This window comes from Centipeda noxia ATCC 43541 (assembly GCF_000160555.1).
GTDB classification, from domain to species: Bacteria; Bacillota; Negativicutes; order Selenomonadales; family Selenomonadaceae; genus Centipeda; species Centipeda noxia.
The window spans coordinates 69,339-95,864 of record NZ_GG749279.1; the positions used below are offsets into that span (position 1 = coordinate 69,339).

A 26,526-nucleotide genomic window follows, 5' to 3' on the forward strand; every position below is an offset into this window, starting at 1 on the left:
AAAGGAGAATTCGATGAAGCAGGCAATTCATTTCGGAGGAGGCAATATCGGACGCGGTTTTATCGGGGAGCTGCTTGTTCGCTCGGGCTATGAGGTCACCTTTGTAGATGTCGCCGAGGCGCTGGTCCATGAGATCAACAAGCGCCGCTCCTATGACATTGAGGTTGTCGGGAACGATCCGAAGACCATCCATGTGGAGCATGTGAAGGCGATCAACAGCAATACAAATCTCGAGGACCTGCTGGACGCATTCGTTACGGCGGATATTGTCACCACTGCCATCGGGCCGAACATTCTTAAGTTCATCGCATCGAATATCGCAAAGGGGCTGGCACGCCGCCTTGAGACGAATGATGCGCCGCTGAATATCATCGCATGTGAGAATATGGTGGGCGGCTCAACGGTGCTGAGGAACTTCGTCTATGAGCATCTTGCCGATGATTTGAAGGCAAAAGCTGAATGCTGTATCGGCTTCCCGGACGCTGCCGTTGACCGCATCGTTCCGATTCAGCACAACGAGGATCCTCTGCTCGTCAAGGTCGAGCCGTTTGCCGAGTGGGATGTTGACCGCACGGGTGTGGTCGGTGCAGAGCCTCAGATCGAGGGCCTGACTTGGGTGGATAATCTCGAGGCGTATATCGAACGCAAACTCTTTTCCGTCAATACAGGACACGCCTCCATCGCCTACATGTCGTATTTGAAGGGGATTGAGGATATCGCTTCGGCGATGAAGGATGAGGAGATCGTCTCCTTTGTCCGCCGCGTTTGGGCAGAGACCGGCGAACTGCTCATCGAAAAGTTCGGCTTTGACCGCGAGAAGCTTGCGGCATACATTCGCACGGCAGAGGAGCGGTTTAAGAACCCGCACCTCTCGGATGCCGTCACTCGTGTTGCACGCGGCCCGAAGCGAAAGCTCGGCGCAAAGGACCGCCTTGTCTCGCCGGCGCGGCAGCTCATCGAGCGCGGCAGGAGGCCGGAGGCGCTTGCGACCGTCATCGCCGCAGCCCTTCATTTCGACTATGCCGACGATCCCGAGGCGGTCGAGGTGCAGAACTATGTGAAGGAGCACGGTTTTGAGAAGGCCCTTACGCACTTCACGGAGATTCCGGCAGACTCGGAGCTCTTCAACCTCATTATTGAAAAGAATGCAGTATTGAAAAAATAAATTCTAAGGAATCGCTGAAAAAATGAAGTTCATCAGCTTGGCGTGGATTCTTCGTCTGGACAAGGAGACAAACTGAACGCATAGCACAAGGACTATGCAGAGGTTTCTAGGTCACAGTGCGGGCAAAAATATGTCAAGTGTCATAAGCTGAATTTGTCAGTGCTTCCCTAATAGGATGACGGTACAATCGAGGTATTGTCATCCTTTTTTATATGCAGATGTCTGTGTTATAATGAGAAAAGTTTCTTGACGAAGCAATCATTTGCAATATGGAGTACATGATGACAGAACGTCCTGCATTTGAGGAGCTTTCATCCTATAAAGAATTTCAAAAGTATTATTGGTATCGGGCAGAATTGGTGGAAATTTGCAAGAGCATTGGCGTTGATCACACAGGAGTAAAGACGGAACTCAATCACAATATTGCCGAATACTTTAAGGGGAACCGCATCAAAAAAGTATCCCGCTCCGTGTCATCCGTATCATCAGATACAATCACTTTGGACACACCTCTGCTTGGCTGTAAATTTTCCTTCAATGCAAAGTTCCGGGTATATTTTTCATCGTTGACAGGGATTGTACCGTTTAAGTTTACAGCGAATATGGCGACGGCATGGCGGCGAGTGAAGGCGGTGCAGGACACGGCGTTTACCATACGCGACCTGCTGAAGGTATACGAGGGAGATTATGCCTATGCGACATACGACGCATCTGCGTGTGAATGGAATCAATTCCTAAAAGATTTTTGCGCAGATGAGGGCAATGATCGATTTAAGCCCAAATTACAAGCCGCGGCTGCTCTCTGGAATATCATACGCGCGTCTGATCAACCGAAAATTTATTCTCCTGCCTTGGTGCAGGAGAATATGGAGATATTGGAGAAATTTGCTTCCTCGAAGTCTATATAAGGAGGATTTACATTGAACTACCGAAACCTTGGCAATCTCACGGTCTCATCCGTCGGGCTTGGCTGTATGGGGATGAGTCAGAGCTATGGTGCGCCCGCCGAAAAGAAGGAGATGCGCGAGCTGATTGCCGCTGCCATAGATATGGGGATCACGCATTTTGATACGGCAGAGGTATACGGTACGCCCGATGATCCGCATGACAACGAGCGGTTGGTCGGCACAGCGCTTGCACCGTATCGGGATAAGGTCGTGCTTGCAACGAAGTTTGGCGTACACTTTGACATGAGCCTGTTAAAGCAGGGAAAAAGCCCTATTGTTCCGGATGCCCGTCCGGAGACCATTCGTATGTCCGTGGACGGCTCACTCCAAAGACTCGGGACGGACTATATCGATCTCTACTATCAACACCGTGTCGATCCGAAGATTCCCGTCGAGGAGGTTGCGGGGGTGATGGGAGATCTCAAAAAGGAAGGAAAGATTCGTCATTGGGGGATCTCCGAGGCAACGGAGGAGGACATTCGCCGTGCACATGCCGTCTGCCCGCTTACGGCGGTACAGAACCGTTACTCCATGATGGCGCGTGCGCATGAAGATCTGTTTCCCGTGCTTGAAGAGCTGAACATCGGCTTTGTCGCGTTTTCTCCGTTTGCCAACGGCATCCTCACAGGAGCATATCGTAAGGACAGCATGTTCGGAGAAGGGGATATGCGCGCGAATATGCCGCAGTTCACTGCGGAGGCGATGGACGAGAACAGGAAGCTCCTCGCGCTCCTTCAGAATCTTGCAGAGGAGAAGAGTGCGACGAGCGGACAGATCGCGCTCGCATGGATGCTTTGCAAGAAGCCGTACATAGCGCCGATTCCCGGTACCCGAAAACATGCACGCCTTGTGGAGAATGCGGGTGCTGGAGACATCTTCCTTTCAAATGAGGAAATCGCTGAAATCGATGCGAAACTCAGTACGATTCCGATGTCTGCGGTCTTTGGCGGTTCTGGCTCCTAACCCCGTAGTGACAGTCACACGAGAATATATAAAATCGCAGCTTTGTGATGAATTTAATATATAATGAAGAAGAGAAAAGCGGTCAGAAATCCAATCGGAGATCTGATCGCTTTTTCTCCGATCATCCAAAGGAGTGAACTGAATTCATTTTTGAAATAGCTTACATCTATAAAAAGATATAATGGGAAAGATGTATTTCATTTTTCTTTCAGTTTTGTGATAAAATAAATTAAAATTATGGAAAGGATAGCTTATGCTTGAGATTCGCTTTGACGGTGTCAGCCAGGAATTTGAGGGGCGCGAAGTGCTGCATCAGGTGACATGCTCATTTTATGCCGGCAGAGTGACTGCGATCGCGGGGGCGAACGGGAGCGGGAAGTCGACTCTCCTGCGCCTCGCAGGACGGCTGATGCTTCCGACCTCCGGAACGATTGGTGTATTCCGAGACGGTGCGGCGATCGGGGGCGCAGACTACCGCAGCCTGATCTCGATGGCAACACCGGAGATGGAGCTCTATACGCGCCTCACGGTGCGTGAGAATCTCGAGTTTCTCCTCTCTGTGCGCGGCATGGACTGCGAGGAAAAAGACCTGAGGAAGCTTCTTGACCGTATGGGACTTTCAGCAGAGGTGTTGCCGCGCAGGACGGGGCAGCTCTCAACCGGGATGCGCCAGCGTGTACGTCTCGCCGTGCTCCTCGGTGTCGACGCCGAGGTCTGGCTGCTTGATGAGCCGGGGCTTGCACTTGATGCCGCAGGGCGTACATTGCTCGCATCGGAAGCGCGTGCTGCGGCAGATCGCGGGCGTCTCGTTCTGTGGGCGACGAATGATCGGGAGGAAAGAGAGGCGGCAGATGCATGCATCGATCTTTCATGCGACATGTCAGGTTGCCTATAAGGAGCTCCTCGACGGCATTCGCCACCGTGCCGGGTATGTCACGATGGGGATGTTCGCCCTGACGGTGATTGCATTCATCAGCATGTCGCTTGCCGGCAGCATGGCGGACGGGCGCCTCACGGCGGCACTGCTCTGGGTGGTTATCTTCTTTGCGGCAACACTGCAGGGAGAACGGCTCTTTGCAGAGGAGGCTGCGGCGGGCACACTCCTCTTTCTGCGGATATATGTTCCCGCGCAGGCGGTGCTCTTTGGCAAGATGGCGGCGCATTTTGTTACGCTGCTTGTCCTCACCGTAATTGTCCTGCCGCTCATCCTCATTCTGATGGATGCGCCTTTTGTCCTCGATGCGATGCTCGGAGCAGTCCTCTTTTTAGGCCTTTGGGGCATGGCAGCGGCGGACACTTTGCTCGCGGCGGTTGCTGCAAATGCGAGCGTGCGCGGGGGACTTATACCTGTCCTGCTGCTCCCGTCTATGCTGCCGATTCTCCTGCCCGCGATTGCACTGACTGCAGGGGAAGGGGAGCCTGCGCTCCTCGGCGGCATGCTGATCTATGATATGGCGCTCACGGTAGGTGCGTCGATGTTGTTTGATTCTCTCTGGATTGAGAGTTAGATTTGGAGGAAAAATGCTTGCAGGCACGATCGGTGTTTTGACACTGGTGGTTCTGTATGCTGTCTTTTTCTTAGTCCCCCCCGCAGAAGGGCTGGGGAACTATGTGCGCATCGCATTCTTCCACATTCCATGTGCCTGGGTTTCGGTGATTGCATTCTTCTGTGCCGCCTACTGGGGGATGCGCTATCTGAAGACACGCGAACTTCGCTTCGACGACAAGAGTGCACGCTCGGCGGTGCTTGGCCTCGTCTTTACCCTCCTTGCCACGGGGAGCGGGGCAGTGTTCTCGAAGCTTACATGGGGGGCATACTGGAACTGGGACCCGCGGCAGACGACGATCTTCGTTCTGCTCCTCATCTACGGGGCATATGTGACGCTACGCATGACGATGCGGGATGAGCGTGCACGCGCTTCCTCTTCGGCGGTTTACGCACTCTTTTCCTTTATCGCGGTTCCGTTCCTTGTCTTTATCCTGCCGCGGATGTTCTTCTCACTGCATCCGTCGCCTGTCATTAATGAGGCAGGACGTTTGGGTATGGATGCCGTAATGCTCGGGACGCTCCTTTTGTCCCTGCTTGATGTTACACTGATCTATGTTTGGCTGATGAAACGGGGGGATCGTCATGCGTAAATATTTCTTTGCTGCACTTATTCTTGCCTTTATCGGATATGCCGGATACTTCTTTGCGGACGCGGTGACGCCCTATGTCGGCGTTGCCGAGGCACGGGCGTCGCAGCGCAATGTGCAGGTCAAGGGTCTGCCCGACACCTCCGTTGCACCGCATATGGAGAACGAGACATTTGTATTCTCCATTGTGGATGAGGAGACAGGTGAGAAGATGCTTGTACGCTACAAGGGGATAAAGCCGGATAATTTTGATGAGGCGTACCACATTGTCGCTATTGGGAAATACACCGGGGATTCTTTTGCTGCGGATAAACTGCTGATCAAGTGCCCGTCGAAATACGAGGCGGAAAAAGGTAAGGTGCACGTATGATCGGAACGGTGCTCTTAGTCAGCACGCTGCTCTTTGCTCTTGCCGCCGCATTTTGCGATACGCAGGGCAAGACGCGCCAAGCCGCTGTTGCTGCATATCTTGCTGGAATTGCTGCGATCGGTGCGGCAGCAACACTATTTGTCGCCATTCTCGGAGACGATTTCAGTGTTGCCTATGTCATCAGCTACTCGTCCATCGACTTGCCTCTGCTCTATAAATTTTCTGCATTTTGGGCGGGGCAGCAGGGATCGTTCCTTCTCTGGCTTGCGATCCATGCTTGTGTCGGGATTCTGCTCGTGCGCAGTGGGCGCATGACAGCGGCGGGGCGTAGTATCTATCATCTGCTTACGGCGATGTTGACCGTTCTCGTTCTGATCAAGAGTCCCTTCGTTCCCGCCGATGTGATTGTATTCGATGGACACGGGATGAATCCGCTTCTCCAGGACCCGTGGATGGCAGTGCATCCGCCGATCATCTTCGCCGGCTATGCGCTGCTCGCCGTCCCCTTTGTCTACTCCATTGAGAGCATGATAAAAAATCCGATGGACGGGGACTTCCTCATTCCCATGCGGCGGTGGACGCTCATCGCGTGGGCATTTCTTGGTGCGGGCATCTTTATCGGCGGCTATTGGGCATACAAGGTGCTCGGTTGGGGCGGTTACTGGGGCTGGGACCCTGTGGAGAACTCCTCGCTTGTGCCGTGGCTTCTCGCATGCGTGCTCCTTCATCTAATCTCGGTTGCACGCGAGCGGTGCGGCGCCCTTTATCTCGTGCATCTTGCCGCCATTTTCTCCTATGCATTTGTCCTTTACGGGACGTTCCTCACGCGCAGCGGCATTCTTGGCGATTTCTCCGTTCACTCCTTCGCGGGATCGGAGATCGGACTCTACATCGCCCTTGCAAATGCAGTTGTGCTGCTCTTCGGTCTCGGCGTTCTGACTGTTCGGATTGAGCGGCTGCCGAAGGGGGCGGTCTATGAGCAGCACCGCAGTCGAGACTTCTTCGTTCTGCTCGGGATGCTCCTCATTGTATTCATTGTCGCTATTGTATTCTTTGGAATGTCCATGCCCCTCATTTCGGGGCTGCTGGGGGAGAGCGCGGCGGTCGATACGAGCTACTATGTGCGTACCTCACTTCCAATTGCGGTTCCGCTTGTTCTCCTCATGGCACTCGGCGTACTTCTGCCCTACGGCAGTGGACGCATCGCACGGCCTGTGTGGATCTTCGTGATCTCGGTCGGCGGTGGGATTCTTGCAGGGCTGGTCGGAGCAACGGATATTCTGTCGGTTCTGCTCTCTACATTTGCCCTGCTCGCCGTGGCTGCTGCTATTGAGGCATTTCGCCGTCAACAGATCGGATTGGGCGGGATGGTTGCTCACGTCGGCGCAGGTCTTGCATTCCTTGCCTTTATCCTCTCAGGGACGGGAAGTCAGACAACGACAGTCATCCTCATCCCTGACGAGCCACAGGAGGTCTACGGACACACGATCATCTATCGCGGGCAGATGTTTGCCGAGAGCGGCAATGAGAAATCCTACCGTTATGAAGTGGATGGTGTCCTGTGCGAGGCAGTGACAAAGCTCCGTGCGAACGGCGAGGATGCGGCGCGCAAGCCTGCGATTGCGAGAAGCATTGTAGGGGATCTCTATATCGCGCCGTCACCGACCTCAGGGGGGCGCGCCGAGCTGATCCTTCATCGCGGCAAGACCGTTATGGGGATAAACGACTATGCCTATCGTTACGAATCCCTCACGTTCGAGCCGCAGGGCAGCGGCAAGACTCTCGTCACGGCGCAGATTGCGCTGACGGACGGCGAGGAGGTCGACGATGCAGCCCCCACGATCCTTGCGACGGAGACGGGCGGGACATCCCAGCCGATCGAGGTGATGAACGGCAAGTTCCGTATTCGCCTCACGGGTGTATCGGCAGATGAACGTGACATCAGGATAGAGATCCTGCCCTCCGAGGCAGAGGAAGCGTCGCTTCCTGTTCCTGCCTCGGTCAGTACAAAGCCCGGCATCTCCATCCTTTGGCTTGCCTGTGTTCTCGTTACTGTCGGCGGCCTCTTGGCAGCAGCACAGGCGGAAAATCGGGGCAAAGGAGGTGGCTCGGAAGTCTAGGTTTGCAGAAATTATAGAAGGGAGGAAGGACACATGAATTTGAAGCAGTATGCAAAGGAGCATACGCTGCGCTGTATCATCGGTGCGTTTTTCGTGGGACTGTTCGCCGTCGGTGGCGGTATGCTCATGGACAAGGCATCGGCATCGCCGAAGTTCTGCGGTATGTGCCATGCCATGCAGCATGAGGCAAAGACACACGCGATGTCCTCACATGCGGACATCGCCTGCGTGGAGTGCCATCTGCCGCACGACAATATTGCCGTTTACTATTTTGAAAAGGGCAAAACAGGTATGCACGACACGCTCCATCAGGTGCTCAATGACTATCCCGTACACATCAAGATCTCCGATCACGGGCGGGATATCGTGAATGCCAACTGTCTGCGCTGCCATACATCGACCATGGGGGCGGTATGTCTGGACAGGGGCAAGGACGGAAATGCAAATTGTACGAAGTGTCACAGTGGTATGCCGCATGGTTCCAATCCTTTAGAAGGGGGGATAAGAGTTGAGTAACAGAAAGAAAATCATCGCAGGTGTTGCCGGCGTCTGTGCCCTGTTCTTTGGATTTGTGGCTGTTCGCATCGGCGCACACCCGAACGATGACAGCATCAAACGCGTGCAGATCCAGGGCGATACCGCTGCCAAGATCGGCAAAGAGGCGTACAAGGATGCTTACCCGCTCCAGTACAACTCGTTCATGAAAAACAATGAAGAATCTCCGTCGCCCACAGGCTACGGCGGCAGCATGGAGGGCAACAGTCATCTGGAGCACCAGCCCGAGATGCTTGAGAACTTTAAGGGCTATAAGTTTGCCATCCAGTATGACGACGACCGAGGGCATACGTATGCGGGCTACGATCTCCTGCATACGAAGAGGCTTCCGGGACAGAAGGGGAGTTGTCTACAGTGCAAGGGTTCGTATGTTTATGATGTGTACTTCAAAGAAGGTGGATGGGCGTATGCATCGAAGCCGTTTGATGAAGTTGCGGCTCCCATCACGATGGATGAGTGGTTTGGCTGCTCGACATGCCACGATCCCGAGACGATGGAACTGCGTGTCTATCAGCAGGGCTTCATTGAGTCGATGGCAAAGCGCGGTGTGGACGTAAATGCGGCGACGCATAACGAGATGCGTGCCTATGTGTGCTCGCAGTGCCATACAGAGTACTACTTCACCGCCGAGGATGGTCGTGTCGCACATCCATACGAGAACGGTCTGGATGCCGAGTCCGAGTATCAGTACTATCAGTCCGGACAGGCAGGCGGATTCAAGGGCGACTGGATGCACCCCGACTCCAAGACGATGATGCTCAAGGCGCAGCATCCGGAGTTCGAGACGTGGGCGACGAGTGTCCATGCCGATGCCGGTGTTACCTGCGTGGACTGCCACATGCCATATATGCGCGACGGCGGCAAGAAGTATACGTCGCACTGGGCATCGAGTCCGCTGAAGTATACGAAGGAAGCATGTCTGAAGTGTCATGACGAGAGTGAGGAGACCCTCGTCGCTCGTGTCAAAACCATTCATGACAACACGTTCAAACTTCAGCGCATCGCGGGGCAGACGGTTGCACGCGCACATCGCACAGTCAAGGCTGCGATGGATGCAGGTGTACCCGATGCAGCACTTGAAGATGCACGCGCGAAGATTCGCGAAGCACAGTGGTACTGGGATTGGGTTGCCGCCGAGAACGGCATGGGCTTCCACAACCCTGACAAGATCATGCGTACTCTTGGACTTGCGATTGACCTTGCACATCAGGCAATCGAGTCTGCCGAGGGTGCACGCCACGGCTTCCAGCCGCTCTGATCAGAGCATAACGAGATCAAAAAAGAATCGCCTCATGTTGGGGCGATTCTTTTTTGTGCATTTTTTTGTTTTACAGCATCCCGCTCATCCAGATGAGACGAAGGCCGAGGCCGAACATGGCAAGCGATAGGAGAATGAGAATGACCTTGGATTTCGTCTTCTGTGAGATTGCAGCGCCGATCTGTGCGCCGACGGCGGCACCGATGGAGATGCAGATGGCGGGGGTCCAGATGATGTGATTGAGCAGGAAGTGACTGACGACACCAAACGCCGCCGAACAGGCAAGGACGAAATGCGAGGTCGCCGTCGCCATGTGTACGGGGAAGCCGAGCAGATAGACCATGAGCGGTACATGGATCACGCCGCCGCCGATGCCGAAGATGCTTGAGATGAAGCCGACGCCCGCGCTCGCACCGATGCCGAGCGAGCGGTTGAACGTAAAATCTGTGGGCAGCGTGTGGACATCCGCGTGCTTCTTGTGTGTGGCGTTCCAGTACATCATCAGTGCCATCACAAGCAGGAATGAACCGTATGAGATGTACAGCATCGGTCCTGTGAAGTCATCGACGATGTACGAGCCGAGGAATGCACCCGGCAGGGTTGCCAGTGCGAACGGGACGGCGGCAGGGAAAAATACGCGCTGCTGCCGAATATAGGCGAGTGTTCCCGAGAGCGCGTTAGAGAGAACGATGACGAGCGATGTGCCTGTGATCTGTGCTGCCGTATGAAAATACGGATAAATACCACCATCCGAGAGGAAGAAGATAAAGATTGGAACGCAGATCAACCCGCCGCCGATGCCGACAAGCGTCCCAAATGTTCCGACAAAAAGTCCGAGTATAAGAAAGAGCAGAATATCTATTCCCATAAAAGACCCTCCCCCAATAATAACTGCATTGCTCATTATAGCACACAGGAAGTATTAGACAAGGGGACGCGCTTATGATATGATAAACGAAAAGAAGCCCGTTTGTTATTTATGGGAATTTATTTAGGAGAGCTTCTTTTCAAATTGCAATGAAAGGAGGACAGAGGAGAGCCCTGGATATCCCAGTGAAATTTTGTGTATTTAAGTGCTAAAGAAAGAAGTGACAAGCGATGGTTACATTTCTTGGTGCGCTCGCGACACTCATTGTGGGCTACATTGTTTATGGAACAATTGTAGACCGAGTGTTTGGACGTACAGGAGAGACCGCCCCCTCGATCCGACTGGAGGATGGAGTGGATTACATCCCCCTGCCGACGTGGAAGGTATTTCTCATCCAGCTCCTCAATATTGCAGGCCTCGGTCCGATCTTTGGCGCGCTCGCCGGTGCTCTCTGGGGACCGAGCGTCTATCTTTGGATCGTTTTTGGTACAATTTTTGCGGGCGGCGTGCATGACTACCTTTCCGGCATGATCTCGTTTCGCGAGGATGGAAAGAGCCTCTCAGAGATTGTCGGAAAGAATCTGGGGAACATCATGCTCCAGATTATGCGCATTTTCTCGATCGTTCTGCTCGTCCTTGTCGGCGTCGTATTTATGACGGGACCTGCAATGCTCCTCTCAAAGCTTACGGGCCTGGAAATGCTCATGTGGCTGGGCGTGATCTTTATCTACTATACAATGGCGACCCTCTTGCCGATTGATAAGATCATCGCCCGCTTCTATCCGCTGTTTGGCGTCTGCCTTATTGTCATGGCGCTCGGCATTATGGGAGGCATGCTCTTCGGTGTTGGCGGACACGTCATGCCGGAGATGACGCTCGAGAACCTGCATCCGAAACAGCTGCCGATCTGGCCGCTGCTCTTTATCACGGTTGCCTGCGGTGCCGTTTCCGGATTCCATGCGACGCAGTCACCGATCATGTCGCGCTGTCTGAAGGATGAGAGCATGGGCCGTCCGGTCTTCTATGGTGCAATGGTTGCCGAGGGTATCATCGCGCTCTGCTGGGCAGCAGCAGGCGTAACATTCTATGACGGTACTCCGGGACTCGGCGCAGCGCTCAAAGAGGCGGGCCCCAGCGGCGTTGTCTATGAGATCTGCAACGGATTTATGGGGGCAGTCGGAATCGGTGGGGTCAGCATTGGTGCGGTTCTTGCGATGCTCGGTGTTATTGCTTGTCCGATTACCTCCGGCGATACTGCGTTCCGATCGGCGCGTCTGACGCTTGCGGACTGGCTGAACATCCCGCAGAAGGAAGCACCGAAACGCCTCATCATTGCAGTCCCGATGCTCGCGATCGGTCTCATTCTTTCGCAGATGGACTTCTCCATCATCTGGCGTTATTTCTCCTGGGCAAATCAGACCCTTGCCATGATTACACTCTGGATGGGAACGGCATACCTCTACCTGCATAAGCCGGGCTCCTATGCCTATGTTGTGGCTCTTCTGCCCGCAATCTTCATGTCTGCCGTAACGACGACGTACCTTCTCCAGGCGCCTGAGGGATTTGGCCTGCCGACGGACATTACGTATCCGGCAGGAATCGGATTCGCTGTCCTGTTCACTCTGCTCTTCGTCCGCGCATATATCCTGCGCAAACGCACGATTTGAGGAAAACTGCGTCAAAGACCGCTGTGCAGTCACGCAGCGGTCTTTCTTGCAAATATCAAACATTATGATAAAATAATTATATATTTGCGGCGGATTTTTCCCGTTCGCACAAGGCAGAGGAGGAACAATGCAAATGGCGCAAAACGAAGAGAAGGACGTTCCGTCGGAAGCCGTCGGCGAAGGCGTGACCAAGGCGGAGAAATTCCAAGCGTTTCTCAAGGAAAATGATATCAATTTCTTTGAGGCGCAGACACTCGCAGACGAATTCCATACGACGATCTTTCGGTCGCGCATCGAAGCAAAAGGGCAAATTTTGCCGATGGCAATTTTCATCGATGACAGCATCTTCACAATCATCCGCACACAGGTTGCGACAGGGATTAATGTGAAAAATGTCGATCGTATTAAGAACTACCTGAATACGCTTAATGCCGAGTATAAGATCTTCAAGTATTATCTTCGCGAGGACGGCAATATCTACCTCGATATTTGTGTGCCGTTTGTCGATGAGACATTCGACAGCCGCATGATCCAGACGCTCCTGCCGATCCTCGTACAGCAGCTTGAGACCGTCTATGAGGACCTGATGGCCGAGGTTTGGGCGAAGGACTAGATCTGCTCGAAATAAGAAGAGGTCGCTTTTCCTAAGAGGCGGTCTCTTTTTTGTGCAAGAAAACGAGGTGAAACCGATACTCTAATGCTTGATTTCTATTTCAAATCTGAGTACAATAAAACACAGCAAAGGAAGAGAAATGTGAAATGGGGGACGGCATGAGTCTGAAGAAGATGATCAGCGGACGACAATTCTGGTCGATTCTTGCCGTTCTGTTCATTCTGCTTGGCGTTGTAATGATCGCAGGGCACCCACGCGAGGAGGCCGCATCCGCACCGCTGCCGGCGCCCGAGGATGACGTGAAGGTACTCGTGCTCAACTATCATATGGTCAACCGGATGTTCATATCACTTGCCATTGAGCCTGAGGATTTCGACTGGCAGATGAAATACCTTGTCGAACACGGCTATCATACGATCAGCCCGGACGAACTCTACGATTTTCTTGCGGGGACGGGAAGACTGCCCGATCGTCCCGTACTTATTACGTTTGATGATGGATATGTGGACAATTATACGACAGCATATCCGATTTTGAAGAAATACAATCTCAAAGCCACGATCTTTGTTGTGACCGGATTCCTAGGTAAGCGCAAGGGGTATCTTACCTGGGATCAACTGCGTGAGATGGAGAAAAACGGAATCACTGTCGAGTCTCATACCGTGACTCACGCGCCGCTGCCGCAGTTGCCCGATGAGCGTATCCGCGAGGAACTTGTGGAGTCCAAGCGGCAGGCAGAAAAAGAGCTCGGGCATCCGATTGAGTTTATTGCCTATCCGACGGGAGTACATGATCTGCACATTGCGGATATTGCGAAAGAGGCTGGCTATAAGGGCGGCTTTACGGTCAAGTACAGTAATGTCGATCGGACCAGCAACGTGTATGCGCTCGAGCGCGTGCCGATCTTCCGCACGGGGGCGACAAACGAAGATTTTGTCGATCGTCTGCACTATACATCGAATATGACGCAGTATGGCTGGACACGAAACTAGGGGAAATGTTCGCAAGTATACAATATATTTCAAAATAATAATAAATTGACGGCAATCAAGCAATTGCAAATTAAAACATTATGTTATAATATTTAATATAGATTCGAGCACAGGATGTGCGAGAAAACATGGATACTTCGCCCTCCTGTATTGGATCAAGCGTTAATCTGACAGCGGGATATCCCCGCGAAGGAGGAAGAACGATGAAGAAGACGATGGCAGCTGCTCTTGCAGCAGCACTGACAGTCGGTGCAGCATCCACGACCTTCGCTGCGGCAAATCCGTTCTCGGATGTGCCCCGTGACCACTGGGCATACGATGCTGTGACGCAGCTCGCAGCCGACGGGGTTGTCGAGGGCTATGGCGACGGCACGTTCCGCGGCGACCGCAGCATCACGCGCTATGAGATGGCGCAGATGGTTGCACGCGCAATGGCGAAGGGCGATCTGTCGGCATCGGATCGTGCACTTGTTGACCGCCTCGCTGCTGAGTTTGCGGATGAACTCAACAACCTCGGCGTCCGCGTCTCGAACCTCGAGCGCAATGCAGATATGGTCAAGTGGACGGGCGAACTCCGTTATCGTTATTGGAGCTTCCGCAATGAGTATGGCGACTCTGCCGGCGGAAAGGAAAAGACAAACAGAGATAAGCTCCAACTGCGTCTCTTCCCGACAGCTGAGGTCAATGACCACTGGAAGGTCAAGGCTCGTCTGACAGTCGGCAGCGATATGAAGGCGGACGAGAGCGGGAACGTCGCTCTGACCTATGCCTATGCCGACGGCAGTTATGGCCGGTTCAACGTGAAGCTCGGCAAGATGCCGCTCTACTCGAACGTGGATGACGGCCTCGTTGTGGATGACTTCTTCTCGGGTGTACAGGCATCCTACGGCGACAAGTTTAAGGTGCTGGTCGAGGCAGGCCGTTGGAATCTTGCACATGCAAACAAAGGAATCAACGCTACAACGGACGAATCTGCCAACTATCAGGGCATTGAGCTGAGCTACCAGAGCGGCAAACTCGTCCGGAGCGGAATTGCGTATCGCCACTTCAACAGTGAAGTATTTAAGACAGCGCGCCTCTACAATGTTTCGGGCGATCCGAAAGACAGTGCAAATATCTGGTCGATTGGTGCAAAGTATGCGTTTGATAAGAACACGGCGCTCAGTGCGGCCTATGCGAAGAACACGAAGGCGGACGAGCTCAATCGTGCGGTGAGCGTTCAGTTTGACTACAAGGGCACGAAGAACGCAGATCAGGGATCTTGGGGCGCATATGCTGCGTATCGTTATGTCGCTCCCAACGCAGGTCTTGCTCCGACGTTCTCGACGGATCATCTTACCGGAGGCGTGACAACCTATGGAACGAAGGGCTGGGATTTCGGCATCGGCTATGTTCCGTTCAAGAATATTTTGACGCAGATCCAGTACTTCAACGGCAAGGAACTCGAGTCAAAGGATAAGGTTCAGACGCTCTACGGACGTGTCAGCTTCTTCTTCTAAGGCAAATTTTTGATCTTCTGCGGATGCCAAGCACTGCAGCTGCAAATGAAGTATTCTGCCCCCAAAAGTTAGGCTTATGGGATCTAACTTTTGGGGGCATTGTTATGGCAGAATATAGTATGGGTATACGTACGCCCGCAAAGAATCTTCACGGGTGCAGACTCCATATCTGCATCCCGCATCAGAAGATTACACTTGATTGTCTGCACTGTACATTGAATATGACGCAGTATGGTCAGATACGTAACAGAGAAAATATTTGCGGCTATATAATATATTTCGAATAATTATAAATTAATTGCTGTTAAGTGGTTGCAAACTTAAAACAATATGCTATAATATTTGACGTAGATTCAAGTACAGGGTGTGCGAGGGAACATGGATACTCGATCCTCCTGTCTTGGGTCAAGAATTAATCTGACTGCGGGATGCTCCCGCAAAGGAGGAAGAACTATGAAGAAGACGATGGTGGCTGCCCTCGCGGCAGCGCTGACGGTTGGTGCGGCGTCCACGACGTTCGCTGCAGCAAATCCGTTCTCGGATGTGCCCCGTGACCACTGGGCATACGATGCTGTGACGCAGCTCGCTGCCGATGGCGTTGTCGAGGGCTACGGCGACGGCACGTTCCGCGGCGACCGCAACATGACGCGCTATGAGATGGCGCAGATGGTTGCACGCGCAATGGCGAAGGGCGATCTCTCGGCATCGGATCGTGCACTTGTGGACCGCCTTGCTGCTGAGTTCGCGGATGAACTCAACAACCTCGGCGTCCGCGTCTCGAACCTCGAGCGCAATGCGGACATGGTGAAGTGGACGGGTGAGCTCCGTTATCGCTATTGGAGCCGCCGCGACAGCAATGACCATACTGCCGGTATGGATTCGAAAAAGAAAAACACGAACCAGCTTCAGCTTCGCCTCTTCCCGACGGCCGAGGTCAACGATCACTGGAAGGTCAAGGCTCGTCTGACGGCAAGCAACGATATGAAGACGGATAAGAGCGGCGAAGTTTCTCTGACCTACGCCTATGCACACGGCTCCTACGACAAGTTCGATGTGAAGCTCGGCAAAATGCCCCTCTTCTCGAGCGTCGACGACGGTCTCGTTGTGGATCACTTCTTCTCCGGTGCACAGGTGACCTTCGGCAATAAGGTCAAGGTTGCTCTTGAGGCCGGCCGCTGGAATCTTAAAAACGCCAACAAGGGGATTGCTGCTGCTGCGACGGATACGGCTGCAAACTACCAGGGCATTGAGCTGAGCTACAGCAACGGCAAGCTCGTTAACAGCGGTGTTTCGTATCGCCACTTCAAGAGCGATGCGTTTAAGCTTGTAACGAATGGTTACAACACCACGGGTACGGCTGAAGATACGGCTGCAATCTGGTCGGTCGGCGCAAAGTATGCGTTCGACAAGAACATTGCACTCAGCGCTGCCTATGCAAAGAACACGAAGGCAGACAAGCTGGATCATTCCAGCAGCTTCCAGCTTGACTACAAGGGCACGAAGAAGTCCGACATGGGTTCGTGGGGCGCATACGCTGCATACCGTTATGTTGCAGCAAATGCTTCGCTTGCACCGACCTACTCCACGGCGGATCTTCTGGCCAACCTGACCCCGTATGGTATGAAGGGCTGGGACTTCGGCATCGGCTATGTTCCGTTCAAGAACGTCCTGACGCAGGTACAGTACTTCAACGGCAAGGAGCTCACGACGGACGACAAGGTTCAGACCCTCTACGGCCGCGTCAGCTTCTTCTTCTAAGACAAACTTGCGATTTCATCGCATACAAAAAGAGCACTGCAATTGCAGTGCTCTTTTTGTATGAGGGTATTTTTACAATATCTCCCGCAAAATCCACGGCACCAACGGCTCGCGGCAGGGCGGACCAATACGGTCTGCCGCCGCCTTTGCATCTGCGGAGGCATCTTCAGGTGCGATGCCGATATCTGCCATGCGCAACAGCCCAACATCGTTCTCATAGTCGCCGCAGGAGATGACGCGCCGCTTCGCATAGGCGGGCAGAGCGTGCAGAATCTCTGCCATTGTTCCCTTGCTCGTGCCGGGCGGAACGAACTCGAGATAGTTTGCCTCCGAGTAAAAGGATGTAGAGCATTGATCAATGCCCAGCTCTTTTGCCAATCGCTCGATAAAACTCAGGTTGATGGGAGCATCGCAGATAAAGAATTTCAGCCATGTCTCGTCCTCTACTGCGCGCAGAGTCGTGTGGCTGACGTTGTAGAACTCGTCTTCCAGGCGCGGATCATCGTTCTCCTCGGGGCTGATGATATTGCACTGCTCCGCCGTATAGACTTCAACGCAGGCACGCGGAAACTGATAAAGAATACGTGCGGCGAATGTGCGCCAGAGATCCTCCTCAAGTGTGCGCGTTTCGAGCACCTGATTTGCCGCAATGTCTTTGAGCATTGCGCCGTTGAAGAAGATGCTCGGCGCATTGACGGTGATGCCCTCAAGGTAGGGGAGAGCAGCTTCCGGGGTGCGTCCCGTCGCAACGGCAAAAGCCCCTCCCGCCGCCGTAAACGCGTTCAGTGCCTGCAGATTTTCCTCGGAGATGCCCTCATAACGCGGGATGAGCGTACCGTCCAGATCGCTGATCAGGAGGATATCGTCGTATCGTTTTTTACTCATAATGCCTCGATGTCCGTCAGATAGTTTGCCATCATTGTTCTGCCCTCCGGAGTTAGGATCGACTCGGGGTGGAACTGTATTCCCTCAATGGGGAGCGTCTTGTGACGTACGCCCATGATCATGCCGTCATCGAGTTCGCTCGTGATCTCAAGTACCTCCGGCAGGCTTTCGCGTTCAATGATAAGGGAATGATAGCGTGCGACCTGCGTATCGGAAGAGATATTGCGATAGAGACCTGTGCCGTGATGTCGAATAGGGGAGGCTTTGCCATGGACAATCTCATCTGTGCGAATAACTTTGCCGCCGAACACTTCGCCGATCGCCTGATGACCAAGGCAAATGCCGAGAATCGGGAGCCTTCCGCCAAGTTCGCGTATGACCTCCTCTGTGATGCCCGCATCCTTCGGAAGACCGGGGCCGGGGGAGATGATGATGCCCTTGTAATTCTTGGATCGAATTTCCTTGACGCTTGTCTTATCGTTGCGGATGACCTCGATCTCTGCGCCGAGGTTCCGCAGCATCTGGTAGATGTTGTAGGTGAAGGAATCGTAGTTGTCAAGCAAAAGCAACATCGTTTTCCACCTCCTCTACCACCTCGAAGAGAGCCTTTGCTTTTTGGAGGATCTCGAGATATTCCTTCTCGGGCACAGAGTCCTTGACAATGCCCGCGCCGGACTGGATGATCGCTGTATCGTCATTTTCGATGCACATTGTACGCAGGGTGATGCACATGTCCATATTGCCTCGAAAATCCATATAACCCACTGTTCCGGCATAGAAACCGCGCGGCTCGGGTTCGAGCTCATGGATGATCTCCATCGCGCGCAGCTTTGGCGCGCCGCTGACAGTTCCCGCGGGAAAGGTTGCGCGCAGGACATCCATCGGTGCATAGGCGGGATCAATCGCGCCGACAACGCTGCTCACCATGTGGGAGACATGGGAGAACCGTTCTACTGCCATGAGTTTTGGAACGCGGACCGTACCGGGCACGCTGATGCGTCCGAGATCGTTGCGTGCAAGATCGACGAGCATTGCATGCTCCGCACATTCCTTTGCATCGGCACGCAGGTCTGCCGCGAGTGCGGCATCCTCCTCGTCGGTCTTGCCCCGTTTGCGCGTCCCGGCGATGGGATAGGTATAGACGGTACCGCCGGAGACTTTGATCAGCATCTCGGGAGACGCGCCGACCAGCTTTACCGTGCCAAAGTTGTAGTAGAACATATAAGGCGACGGGTTGACTTGGCGCAGGCGCCGATAGAAGAGGAATGCCGGGCGCGTGATCTTCTCGCGAAAGCGAAAAGACGGCACTGCCTGAAAGATATCGCCGGCATAGATATGCTCTTTAACTCTTTGAATCACATTGAGAAAATCGGCCGGTGCTTTTCCATAGCGCGCCATAAAGTCCACGGGTGTCTTTCGTTTTGTCGCTGCCGCCGCGGGTACAGGGAAGGGGGCGGAAAGTCGTGTACGCATTGCGGTGAGGCGTTCCGCAATCATATCGTAGAGTTCGCTCGGATCGTCTCCTTCTTTGATATCCGCAAGATAGTGCAGCTGCGCACTATTTCGCAGAGCATCGTAGACGACGAGATAGCGGCACATCATGAACTGCCCGAGCAGCTGCTCGCTGTCGAGTTCAACGCCGCGCACACGGTCGAATGTCGCTGCCGTCTCATAGGAAAAATAGCCCGCAAGTCCGCCGTGTACAAGCGGGAGAGACTCTCTGCCCGCTGCATCGGCAGGAATAAAACGGGCTGCATATGTTTTCATCGTTTCATGCGGCGCGCCGGCGATGCTCTTCATGAGACCGTTCTCGTTGATGAGCAGTTTGTCTGCAAATACCTGCACACGCACAAACGGCTCGCCTCCGATGAACGAGTAACGGCCGAACTGCTGTTGGGTCGTGTCGACGGACTCCATAATGTAGCCCTTTTTGTCGCCGACGAGCTTGTAGTAGATAGAGACGGGAGTATCGAGATCCATCGTCAGCTCAGTGGAGACTGTGATCAGATTTGCAGTCTTTGCAGACGCAATAAATGTTTCTTTCGTCGGCGTAAACTTCATCCGTTGATCTCCATGACGACGTCGCGTTCGTTCCGGCCGAGGATCCAGCCGAGGACTTTGAGCTCTGCGTAGAGCATCTGCTGCTGCTCGCGGTTGTTCTCGCGGCTGAGTTTCAGCTGCTTATACTGCTGGCGGCCGAGATTATAGCGCGCAAGAATCTCCGCCTCGCTGCGCATCCTGTGCCGTGCATCTGCATGCATGCGCACGAGTTCCTCCACTTCAGCTTCGCCATAGGCAGGGGGCTTCGGCGGCGCTGCCATCTGTCTTACGAGATCGGTAATCTCGCGATCATTCATGGTCATGGGTATCTCCCTTTCTAGAATAGAGATGCGGCCGCAGAGGATTTACTGCGCCTTTGCGCCGCGTTCTTCCAAATATTGTATCATTGCATTCGCAACATGTTTTGCATCCTTGACGACCTGTACGACATTCCACGGGCCGAGCACGACATCGCCCGCCGAAAATACGCCGTCACGTCCGGTCATGCCGTTCTCATCGACCTTGACCAGACCTTTCTCGGTAAGTTCAATGCCCGTTGTCGTACGCGCAATCTTATCTTTTGCTGCCTGACTTGCAGCGATGACCGTGCTGTCTGCGGGGATGAGATAGGGCTCGCCCTCGCTGATGAGGTTCTGGTTCTCATCAAAGACACGGTCATACATCATCGGCCCTTCGGGCGTGACGGAGTGAATGCCCTTTGCGTACTCGATCTCACAGCCGTCCATGAGCGCGTACTCAAGTTCGCGCTCGCTTGCGGAGATTCCGTTGCGGCGGGCATATATGGTGACGTAACGGCTGCCCTTGCGAATCGCCGTGCGTGCGACATCCATTGCAGAATTGCCCGAGCCGATGACGGCGACGCGGTCGCCGAGGCGATAGACATCAGGATTTTGGAGATAGTTTACGGCGTAGTGGCAGTTGCCGAGCGTTTCGCCGTGAATATCGAGGCTCTTGGCCCGCCATGCGCCCGTCCCCATAAAAATCGCTTCATAACCGTCACGGAAGAGATCATCTATACTGAGCGCGCCGCCGATGGTCGTGTTCGGACGGATATGAATGCCGATCGTGCGGAGCTTTTCTGCGTAGCGGTCAATGGTTGAAGGCGGGAGACGAAAATCGGGAATACCGTAACGGAGCATGCCGCCGATCTTTTGCATGCGCTCGAAAATAGTGACGCCGTAGCCTTCCTGCGCGAGTTTGACTGCGACAACAATACCTGCAGGGCCCGCGCCGATCACAGCAACGTTATGCCCGTTGTAGGACTTGCGCGTGAGGACGAGCTTGTCGAGATAAGTATCGGAGATATAGTGTTCAATGCTTGAGATCTGGATCGGTGCGCCGCGCCGTCCCTGTATGCAGTTGCCCTCGCACTGTGCATCGTGGTCGCAGACGAGCGAGCAGAAAACGCTCATCGGATTGTTGTCGTAGAGCATGGCGCCCGCCTCGTTGATCCTGCCGTCGAGGAAGAGGCGGATCATCTCGGGCACGTTGGTTTGCACAGGGCAGCCCTTGATTCGGCACAGGGGCTTTTTGCACTGGAGACAGCGCCGCGCCTCATTGATAACGTGAATAGCCATAGTAAATGGCTCCTTTCGTTTCGTTTGCTTCTTAAAATATTGTATACACAGAGATTATTATAACACACTTCGCTCGGCCTGTCATAGGAAGTGCAAAAGAAAAAGCCATTGTTTGCGCATGACTTTGCTCATAATGCTTCACGCGTGATTTTCTGTTGGCAGCTTCTTATTTAAAGAGCTGCATGAACAAAGCTCTGACAGTTTCCGTTTTACGATCGACAATAATTTGAGGGACAAAAAGAGATCTCATATTTAAAATAAAAGTTCATATGAATAGAAAAAATGAAAATAAAAAGAAGAGAAATATAATCAATATGTAAATTTAAATAAAAAAAGCTTGTCCACATTGAAGATATGTGATAATGTTGATATTATCCATTATAAGGGAATAGAAATATGGGTTTTGGAAAGGAGCGCAATCATATGCAGTTTAAATCCATTCGGACGAAACTTCTCGCATCTGTATTGCCGGTCATGCTGGTAGGTTTTCTTGTTTTCTTTGCTGTGAGTTATAACATGGCGAGCAACATGCTGGTGGAAGATGCAGATACCATTGGCAAGGGCGTCGGAAAGCAGGCGGCAGTACAAATACAGCGTGTCTTTGAAACGAATCGGGTTCACCTCGATATTATGGCGCGCAATGAGGCGATTCTGCATGGGGATCATGCAGCGAAACTCGCTGAGTTGCGGCAAGTGAAGCAGAATACAGACGTATTCTCAAACATTACCTATTTGGATGTCAACGGCGTTGGATTTGATTCAGACGACAATGCCGGAGATCGTTCGGATCGTGACTACTTCAAGAAGGTTGTGCAGACAAAGAAGACAGTCGTCTCTGAACCGATCATTTCTGCGGTCACCGGAAAAGTTGTTGCCGTTATCGCCGTTCCTGTGTTGGAAAACGGTGCTCTTACCGGTGTTGTGACCGGTACGATCGGACTCTCGCTTTTTGATGATACCCTGGCAAAGCTGTCGACATACCGTACGGGACAGCTTGTCGTTCTGGATGAGACGGGACTTGCCATCATTCATCCGAACGAGCCTGCGCAGGTCGGTAAGCTCGACTTCAGCAAGGAAGTGTCGAGCGTCAAGATATCGATGAGCCTGGTGGATGCGTTCAAGTCCGTTATTGACAAGGACGAGCCTGCGATCGCACACTATGAGCGCGAGTCCGGCGAGGGGATGACGGGCATTCTCGTGCCAATTCATCTCGACGGACGTCGCTGGGTCGTCATGTCGGAAGTATCTGACAGCGAAATCTTTGAAGATGCACATAACCTGCTGCTTGTTCTGGCAGGTCTGACCATCGTTATCCTGCTCATCATCTCGGCGATCATTTTCTACATCTCGAACAGCTTTGCGGCAAATATCCAGAAAGCAGTTCGTGTCTGTGAGATTATCAACAGCGGAGATCTGCGTGATCGGCCAAAGACAATTACCTCACAGGATGAGTTGGGACAGCTCTCGGATGGTCTCATCCAGATGCGCCAGACACTCAATAAGCTGATTAAGGCCATTCAGTCGAATGCAACAGAACTTTCAACATCGGCAGAGGGACTGACGGAAGCATCGCAGCAGTCGGCAGAGGCGTCGAATCACGTCGCTATGTCGATCACGGAGATCGCTGAAGGCGTGGAGCGTCAGTCTGAGGCATCGAGTTCGGTTGCCAATGCCGCAGCGTCCATTTCCACACATGCGGCAGATATGTCGAACCAGGCAGGTGTGGTTGCGGATGTCACGAATAATACCGTAGACCGTGTCCACGAGGGACGTCGCTCCATCGACGAGGTCGTAAACTACATGGAGCAGATTAAGACAGGATCGGAGACGGTTGATGCGGCGATCTCGGCGCTCGGCAAGAGTTCGGAGGAGATCAGCCACAGCGTCGAGGTCATTGGCAGCATCGCGGAGCAGACGAACCTGCTCGCGCTGAATGCGGCGATTGAGGCAGCACGTGCGGGAGAGCATGGACGCGGGTTTGCCGTTGTTGCCGAAGAGGTTCGCAAGCTCGCGGAAGAATCAGGCGAGTTCTCGAAGAAGATCTCCGAGACCATGCAGTCGGTACAGGCTGATATGGTGCGTGCCGTTGAGGCAGGAAAGCGCGGCAGCGAGTATGTCGGGCACGGCCTCGAATCGGTTCGCACGGCAGATGATGTGTTCCAGTCCATCTCGGCGGCAATTCAGCAGCTTGGCGATGGGGTAAAGGGAATTACGGCCGGTATTCAGGAGATGGAGTCTGAGACGCAGACGGTCCGTGCACAGATCGAGGAGATTCAGAAGGTCAGCACGGGGAATGCGGACAGCGCTCAGAATGTGTCTGCTGCGACCGAGGAGCAGTCCGCTTCGATGGAGGAGATTGCTGCGGCAACGCGTCGTCTCTCGAACCTTGCGGACGAACTTGCGGAAGAGACAAAGAAGTTCAAGCTTTAAACCAAATCCAAAATACAAGGAAGGGTCGCTGCTCTTGCAGCGGCCCTTTTACTGTTGTATGATAGAGATATATAAGGAGGCGTTGTCATGGGAAAAGCGATGATCATTGGCGCGGGCGGTGTTGCAAGCGTTGCCGTACATAAATGCTGCCAGAATCCGGAGGTATTTGAGGAAATTCTCATCGCCTCGCGCACGAAGTCGAAATGTGATGCGCTGAAGGAGAAGCTGGACGGAGGAAAGACAAAGATTCGGACCGCTGCCGTGGATGCCGACGACGTGCCGGCGCTGACAGCGCTTATCCGCGACTTTCAGCCGGAGGTCGTGCTCAACCTAGCTCTCCCGTATCAGGATCTGCATATTATGGATGCATGTCTTGCGGCAGGAGCACACTATGTGGACACGGCGAATTACGAGCCGGAGGATACGGCAAAATTTGAATACAGCTGGCAGTGGGCGTATGCGGACCGCTTTCGTGAGGCGGGGCTGACGGCGCTCCTCGGCTCGGGCTTTGATCCGGGCGTAACGGGAGTGTTCAGTGCATATGCAATGAAGCATGAGTTTGATGAGATCAACTATATCGATATCCTCGACTGCAACGGCGGCGACCACGGCTATGCCTTTGCGACGAACTTCAACCCCGAGATCAATATCCGCGAGGTCTCAGCGAAGGGGAGCTATTGGGAGAACGGCGCATGGGTCGAGACGGAGCCGATGGAGATCAAACGCGTCTATGATTTCGCTGAGGTCGGGCCGAAGGATATGTATCTCCTGCATCATGAAGAACTTGAATCGCTGGCAAAGAATATCAAAGGAATCAAGCGTATTCGCTTCTTTATGACGTTCGGCGAGAGTTATCTGACCCATCTGCGATGCTTGGAGAATGTCGGTATGACCTCGATTGAGCCGATTGATTTCGAGGGACATAAGATCATTCCGCTGCAGTTTCTCAAGGCAGTTCTGCCGGATCCGGCGAGCCTGGGTCCGCGCACAAAGGGCAAGACGAACATCGGCTGCATCTTCCGCGGGAAGAAGGACGGAAAGGATAAGACTTACTACCTCTATAATGTCTGCGATCATGAGGAATGCTACGCTGAGGTCGGTTCGCAGGCAGTTGCCTATACGACGGGCGTGCCGGCGATGATCGGTGCGATGATGGTGATGACGGGGAAATGGCGTCGACCCGGCGTGTTCAATGTTGAGGAATTCGATCCGGATCCGTTTATGGATGCTCTGAACATTTGGGGCCTTCCGTGGCAGGAGAACCGTGCTCCGGTGCTGGTAGACTGATGGCACTGCAAGCGGAATTGGAATGGCGGGCGGAGTGGAACGAGGTCCCGACCCCCTCCTATCTCGTCTACGAAGAGCTCCTTGAGAAGAATCTCAAAATTCTTGCCGGGATCGCAGAAGATACGGGAGCAAAGGTGCTTCTCGCTCAGAAGTGTTTCTCCATGTACCATTACTATCCGCTGATCGGGAAGTATCTCTCCGGGACAACGGCGAGCGGCATCTATGAGGCGCGTCTCTCTCAGGAGGAAATGGGCAAGGAGAATCACGTCTTTAAGCCTGCCTACGATGCGGAGGAGATCCGTCAGCTTGCGCAGATCTGCGACCACATCATCTTCAATTCGTTCGCTCAGTGGGCGCGCTTTGGCAGAGCAGCCCGTGCACAGGGAGCGTCCTGCGGCATCCGCATCAATCCCGAATGCTCGACCCAGGAGCACGCAATCTATGACCCCTGTGCCCCCGGCTCGCGGCTGGGCGTAAAGCTTGCAGACTTTCGCGAAGACCTGCTCGAGGGAATCGAAGGACTGCACTTTCATACGCTCTGTGAGCAGGGAGCGGATGCTCTTGAGGTGACACTCGCGGCAGTGGAGGAGAAGTTCGGCAAATATCTTCACGGGATGAAATGGCTGAACTTCGGGGGCGGGCATCATATAACGCGTGAGGACTATGATATCCCTCTGCTCAAGAAACTGATCCGCCATGTGCAGGAGACCTATGATACTGCAGTCTATCTTGAGCCGGGGGAAGCGGCCGCGTTGAATGCAGGGGTGCTCGTTGCCGAAGTGCTCGAGGTACAGACGGGCGGCAACGTTATCCTCAACACTTCGGCAACCTGCCATATGCCCGATGTGATCGAGATGCCTTATCGCCCTCCTGTCGTCCATGCGGGGGAAGCAGGAGAGAAGACCCACACCTACACGTTTGCCGGACCAACCTGCCTTGCGGGAGATACGATCGGTACGTATTCGTTTGATACGCCGCTCAGTGTCGGCGATCGTGTGGTATTCGGCGATATGGCGATCTATACGATGGTGAAGAACAATACCTTCAACGGCATGCCTCTGCCGAATATCATCGCTGTTTCTCCAAGCGGTGCGTGGGAAATTGTACGTGCATTCAGCTATGATGATTTTAAGATGCGGCTTTGAATAAAAGGAAGGATCGCAGATTTTGCGGTTCTTTTCTTTTGCACTGAGGAATCAACAAAATCTACTGCAGGTTAATTTATGTTTATCTTGTAGGTGCCGTATCGTGTGGATAGAAAGGAGCGAATGCGATGCAAAGGGATGCGAAAGCGGCGATAAGCCGCAGAAGTTTTCTCAAAGGAGGGGGATGTGCCCCTCCTGTCACGGTGTTGCCGAGATCAAGAAGGTAACAG

At 53.5% G+C, this 26,526-nt stretch carries 24 protein-coding genes; 18 read left to right on the forward strand and 6 right to left on the reverse strand.

What is annotated here, in order from left to right:
- The first annotated feature begins 13 nt into the window (after window positions 1–13).
- The 10 genes from HMPREF7545_RS01785 (at window position 14) to HMPREF7545_RS01830 (ending at window position 9,514) form a co-directional block, all read left to right on the forward strand.
- Entirely contained in the window at window positions 14–1,165 is a 1,152-nt protein-coding gene (locus tag HMPREF7545_RS01785) for a mannitol-1-phosphate 5-dehydrogenase (RefSeq protein WP_006693953.1), read from the forward strand.
- 281 nt (window positions 1,166–1,446) lie between these two features.
- On the forward strand, window positions 1,447–2,073 hold the full coding sequence (locus HMPREF7545_RS01790; RefSeq protein WP_006696371.1) for an SAP domain-containing protein: 627 nt from the start codon (window positions 1,447–1,449) through the stop codon (window positions 2,071–2,073).
- A gap of 12 nt (window positions 2,074–2,085) precedes the next feature.
- Window positions 2,086–3,075 carry an aldo/keto reductase gene (locus tag HMPREF7545_RS01795; RefSeq protein WP_040571123.1) on the forward strand — a complete coding sequence of 330 codons (990 nt, stop codon included), beginning with the start codon at window positions 2,086–2,088 and terminating at the stop codon, window positions 3,073–3,075.
- Window positions 3,076–3,328: 253 nt separating this feature from the next.
- Window positions 3,329–3,970, forward strand: a complete 642-nt coding sequence (locus HMPREF7545_RS01800) for an ABC transporter ATP-binding protein (RefSeq protein ID WP_006693956.1) — start codon at window positions 3,329–3,331, stop codon at window positions 3,968–3,970.
- Window positions 3,927–4,583 (forward strand): heme exporter protein CcmB, encoded by a 657-nt coding sequence (locus HMPREF7545_RS01805; RefSeq protein ID WP_040571124.1) that lies wholly within the window; start codon window positions 3,927–3,929, stop codon window positions 4,581–4,583. Before HMPREF7545_RS01800 ends, HMPREF7545_RS01805 begins: the two co-directional genes overlap by 44 nt.
- 13 nt (window positions 4,584–4,596) lie before the next feature.
- Window positions 4,597–5,214: a cytochrome c biogenesis protein CcsA gene (gene ccsA, locus HMPREF7545_RS01810; protein ID WP_006693958.1), complete on the forward strand. Its 618-nt coding sequence runs from the start codon at window positions 4,597–4,599 to the stop codon at window positions 5,212–5,214.
- Complete coding sequence (locus HMPREF7545_RS01815; RefSeq protein ID WP_006693959.1) at window positions 5,207–5,581, forward strand: cytochrome c maturation protein CcmE domain-containing protein; 375 nt, start codon at window positions 5,207–5,209, stop codon at window positions 5,579–5,581. The genes ccsA (HMPREF7545_RS01810) and HMPREF7545_RS01815 overlap by 8 nt, the downstream gene beginning before the upstream one ends.
- On the forward strand, window positions 5,578–7,701 hold the full coding sequence (gene ccsA, locus HMPREF7545_RS01820; RefSeq protein ID WP_006693960.1) for a cytochrome c biogenesis protein CcsA: 2,124 nt from the start codon (window positions 5,578–5,580) through the stop codon (window positions 7,699–7,701). Before HMPREF7545_RS01815 ends, ccsA (HMPREF7545_RS01820) begins: the two co-directional genes overlap by 4 nt.
- 33 nt (window positions 7,702–7,734) lie before the next feature.
- A complete protein-coding gene (locus HMPREF7545_RS01825) occupies window positions 7,735–8,217 on the forward strand; it encodes a cytochrome c3 family protein (protein WP_006693961.1) in 483 nt (160 codons plus the stop codon).
- Complete coding sequence (locus HMPREF7545_RS01830) at window positions 8,210–9,514, forward strand: ammonia-forming cytochrome c nitrite reductase subunit c552 (protein ID WP_006693962.1); 1,305 nt, start codon at window positions 8,210–8,212, stop codon at window positions 9,512–9,514. The genes HMPREF7545_RS01825 and HMPREF7545_RS01830 overlap by 8 nt, the downstream gene beginning before the upstream one ends.
- Before the next feature lie 70 nt (window positions 9,515–9,584).
- Here the strand turns inward: HMPREF7545_RS01830 and HMPREF7545_RS01835 are convergent, their stop codons facing one another.
- A complete protein-coding gene (locus tag HMPREF7545_RS01835) occupies window positions 9,585–10,382 on the reverse strand; it encodes a sulfite exporter TauE/SafE family protein (RefSeq protein ID WP_040571125.1) in 798 nt (265 codons plus the stop codon).
- A 230-nt stretch (window positions 10,383–10,612) separates the two neighbouring features.
- Here HMPREF7545_RS01835 and HMPREF7545_RS01840 point away from each other — a divergent pair, with 230 nt between their 5' ends.
- The 5 genes from HMPREF7545_RS01840 to HMPREF7545_RS01860 all read left to right on the forward strand — a co-directional run bounded on the left by HMPREF7545_RS01840 (window position 10,613) and on the right by HMPREF7545_RS01860 (window position 16,911).
- Complete coding sequence (locus HMPREF7545_RS01840; RefSeq protein ID WP_006693964.1) at window positions 10,613–12,049, forward strand: carbon starvation CstA family protein; 1,437 nt, start codon at window positions 10,613–10,615, stop codon at window positions 12,047–12,049.
- A 133-nt stretch (window positions 12,050–12,182) separates the two neighbouring features.
- Window positions 12,183–12,662, forward strand: a complete 480-nt coding sequence (locus HMPREF7545_RS01845; protein WP_006696362.1) for a hypothetical protein — start codon at window positions 12,183–12,185, stop codon at window positions 12,660–12,662.
- A gap of 158 nt (window positions 12,663–12,820) precedes the next feature.
- Window positions 12,821–13,654, forward strand: coding sequence for a polysaccharide deacetylase family protein (locus tag HMPREF7545_RS01850; RefSeq protein WP_040571176.1), 834 nt, complete (start codon window positions 12,821–12,823; stop codon window positions 13,652–13,654).
- A gap of 203 nt (window positions 13,655–13,857) precedes the next feature.
- Window positions 13,858–15,153 carry an S-layer homology domain-containing protein gene (locus tag HMPREF7545_RS01855; RefSeq protein ID WP_006693967.1) on the forward strand — a complete coding sequence of 432 codons (1,296 nt, stop codon included), beginning with the start codon at window positions 13,858–13,860 and terminating at the stop codon, window positions 15,151–15,153.
- 453 nt (window positions 15,154–15,606) lie between these two features.
- A complete protein-coding gene (locus HMPREF7545_RS01860) occupies window positions 15,607–16,911 on the forward strand; it encodes an S-layer homology domain-containing protein (RefSeq protein WP_006693968.1) in 1,305 nt (434 codons plus the stop codon).
- 72 nt (window positions 16,912–16,983) lie between these two features.
- On the opposite strand, the gene HMPREF7545_RS01865 is transcribed toward HMPREF7545_RS01860, so the two are convergent.
- Genes HMPREF7545_RS01865 through HMPREF7545_RS01885 form a run of 5 tightly spaced genes read right to left on the reverse strand, consistent with a single transcriptional unit; the run spans window position 16,984 to window position 21,434 of the window.
- Window positions 16,984–17,796, reverse strand: coding sequence for an HAD-IIB family hydrolase (locus tag HMPREF7545_RS01865; RefSeq protein ID WP_006693969.1), 813 nt, complete (start codon window positions 17,794–17,796; stop codon window positions 16,984–16,986).
- Window positions 17,793–18,368, reverse strand: coding sequence for an anthranilate synthase component II (locus HMPREF7545_RS01870; protein WP_006693970.1), 576 nt, complete (start codon window positions 18,366–18,368; stop codon window positions 17,793–17,795). Before HMPREF7545_RS01870 ends, HMPREF7545_RS01865 begins: the two co-directional genes overlap by 4 nt.
- Window positions 18,352–19,857, reverse strand: a complete 1,506-nt coding sequence (locus HMPREF7545_RS01875; protein ID WP_006693971.1) for an anthranilate synthase component I family protein — start codon at window positions 19,855–19,857, stop codon at window positions 18,352–18,354. The genes HMPREF7545_RS01870 and HMPREF7545_RS01875 overlap by 17 nt, the downstream gene beginning before the upstream one ends.
- Complete coding sequence (locus tag HMPREF7545_RS01880) at window positions 19,854–20,159, reverse strand: hypothetical protein (RefSeq protein WP_006693972.1); 306 nt, start codon at window positions 20,157–20,159, stop codon at window positions 19,854–19,856. Before HMPREF7545_RS01880 ends, HMPREF7545_RS01875 begins: the two co-directional genes overlap by 4 nt.
- Window positions 20,160–20,201: 42 nt before the next feature.
- Window positions 20,202–21,434, reverse strand: a complete 1,233-nt coding sequence (locus HMPREF7545_RS01885) for an FAD-dependent oxidoreductase (protein ID WP_006693973.1) — start codon at window positions 21,432–21,434, stop codon at window positions 20,202–20,204.
- 423 nt (window positions 21,435–21,857) lie between these two features.
- Between HMPREF7545_RS01885 and HMPREF7545_RS01890 the strand changes: the two genes are divergently transcribed.
- The 3 genes from HMPREF7545_RS01890 (at window position 21,858) to nspC (ending at window position 26,296) form a co-directional block, all read left to right on the forward strand.
- On the forward strand, window positions 21,858–23,864 hold the full coding sequence (locus tag HMPREF7545_RS01890) for a methyl-accepting chemotaxis protein (protein WP_006696353.1): 2,007 nt from the start codon (window positions 21,858–21,860) through the stop codon (window positions 23,862–23,864).
- Window positions 23,865–23,951: 87 nt separating this feature from the next.
- A complete protein-coding gene (locus tag HMPREF7545_RS01895; protein ID WP_006693976.1) occupies window positions 23,952–25,151 on the forward strand; it encodes a saccharopine dehydrogenase family protein in 1,200 nt (399 codons plus the stop codon).
- On the forward strand, window positions 25,151–26,296 hold the full coding sequence (nspC, locus tag HMPREF7545_RS01900; RefSeq protein WP_006693977.1) for a carboxynorspermidine decarboxylase: 1,146 nt from the start codon (window positions 25,151–25,153) through the stop codon (window positions 26,294–26,296). The genes HMPREF7545_RS01895 and nspC overlap by 1 nt, the downstream gene beginning before the upstream one ends.
- Window positions 26,297–26,526 lie beyond the last annotated feature (230 nt).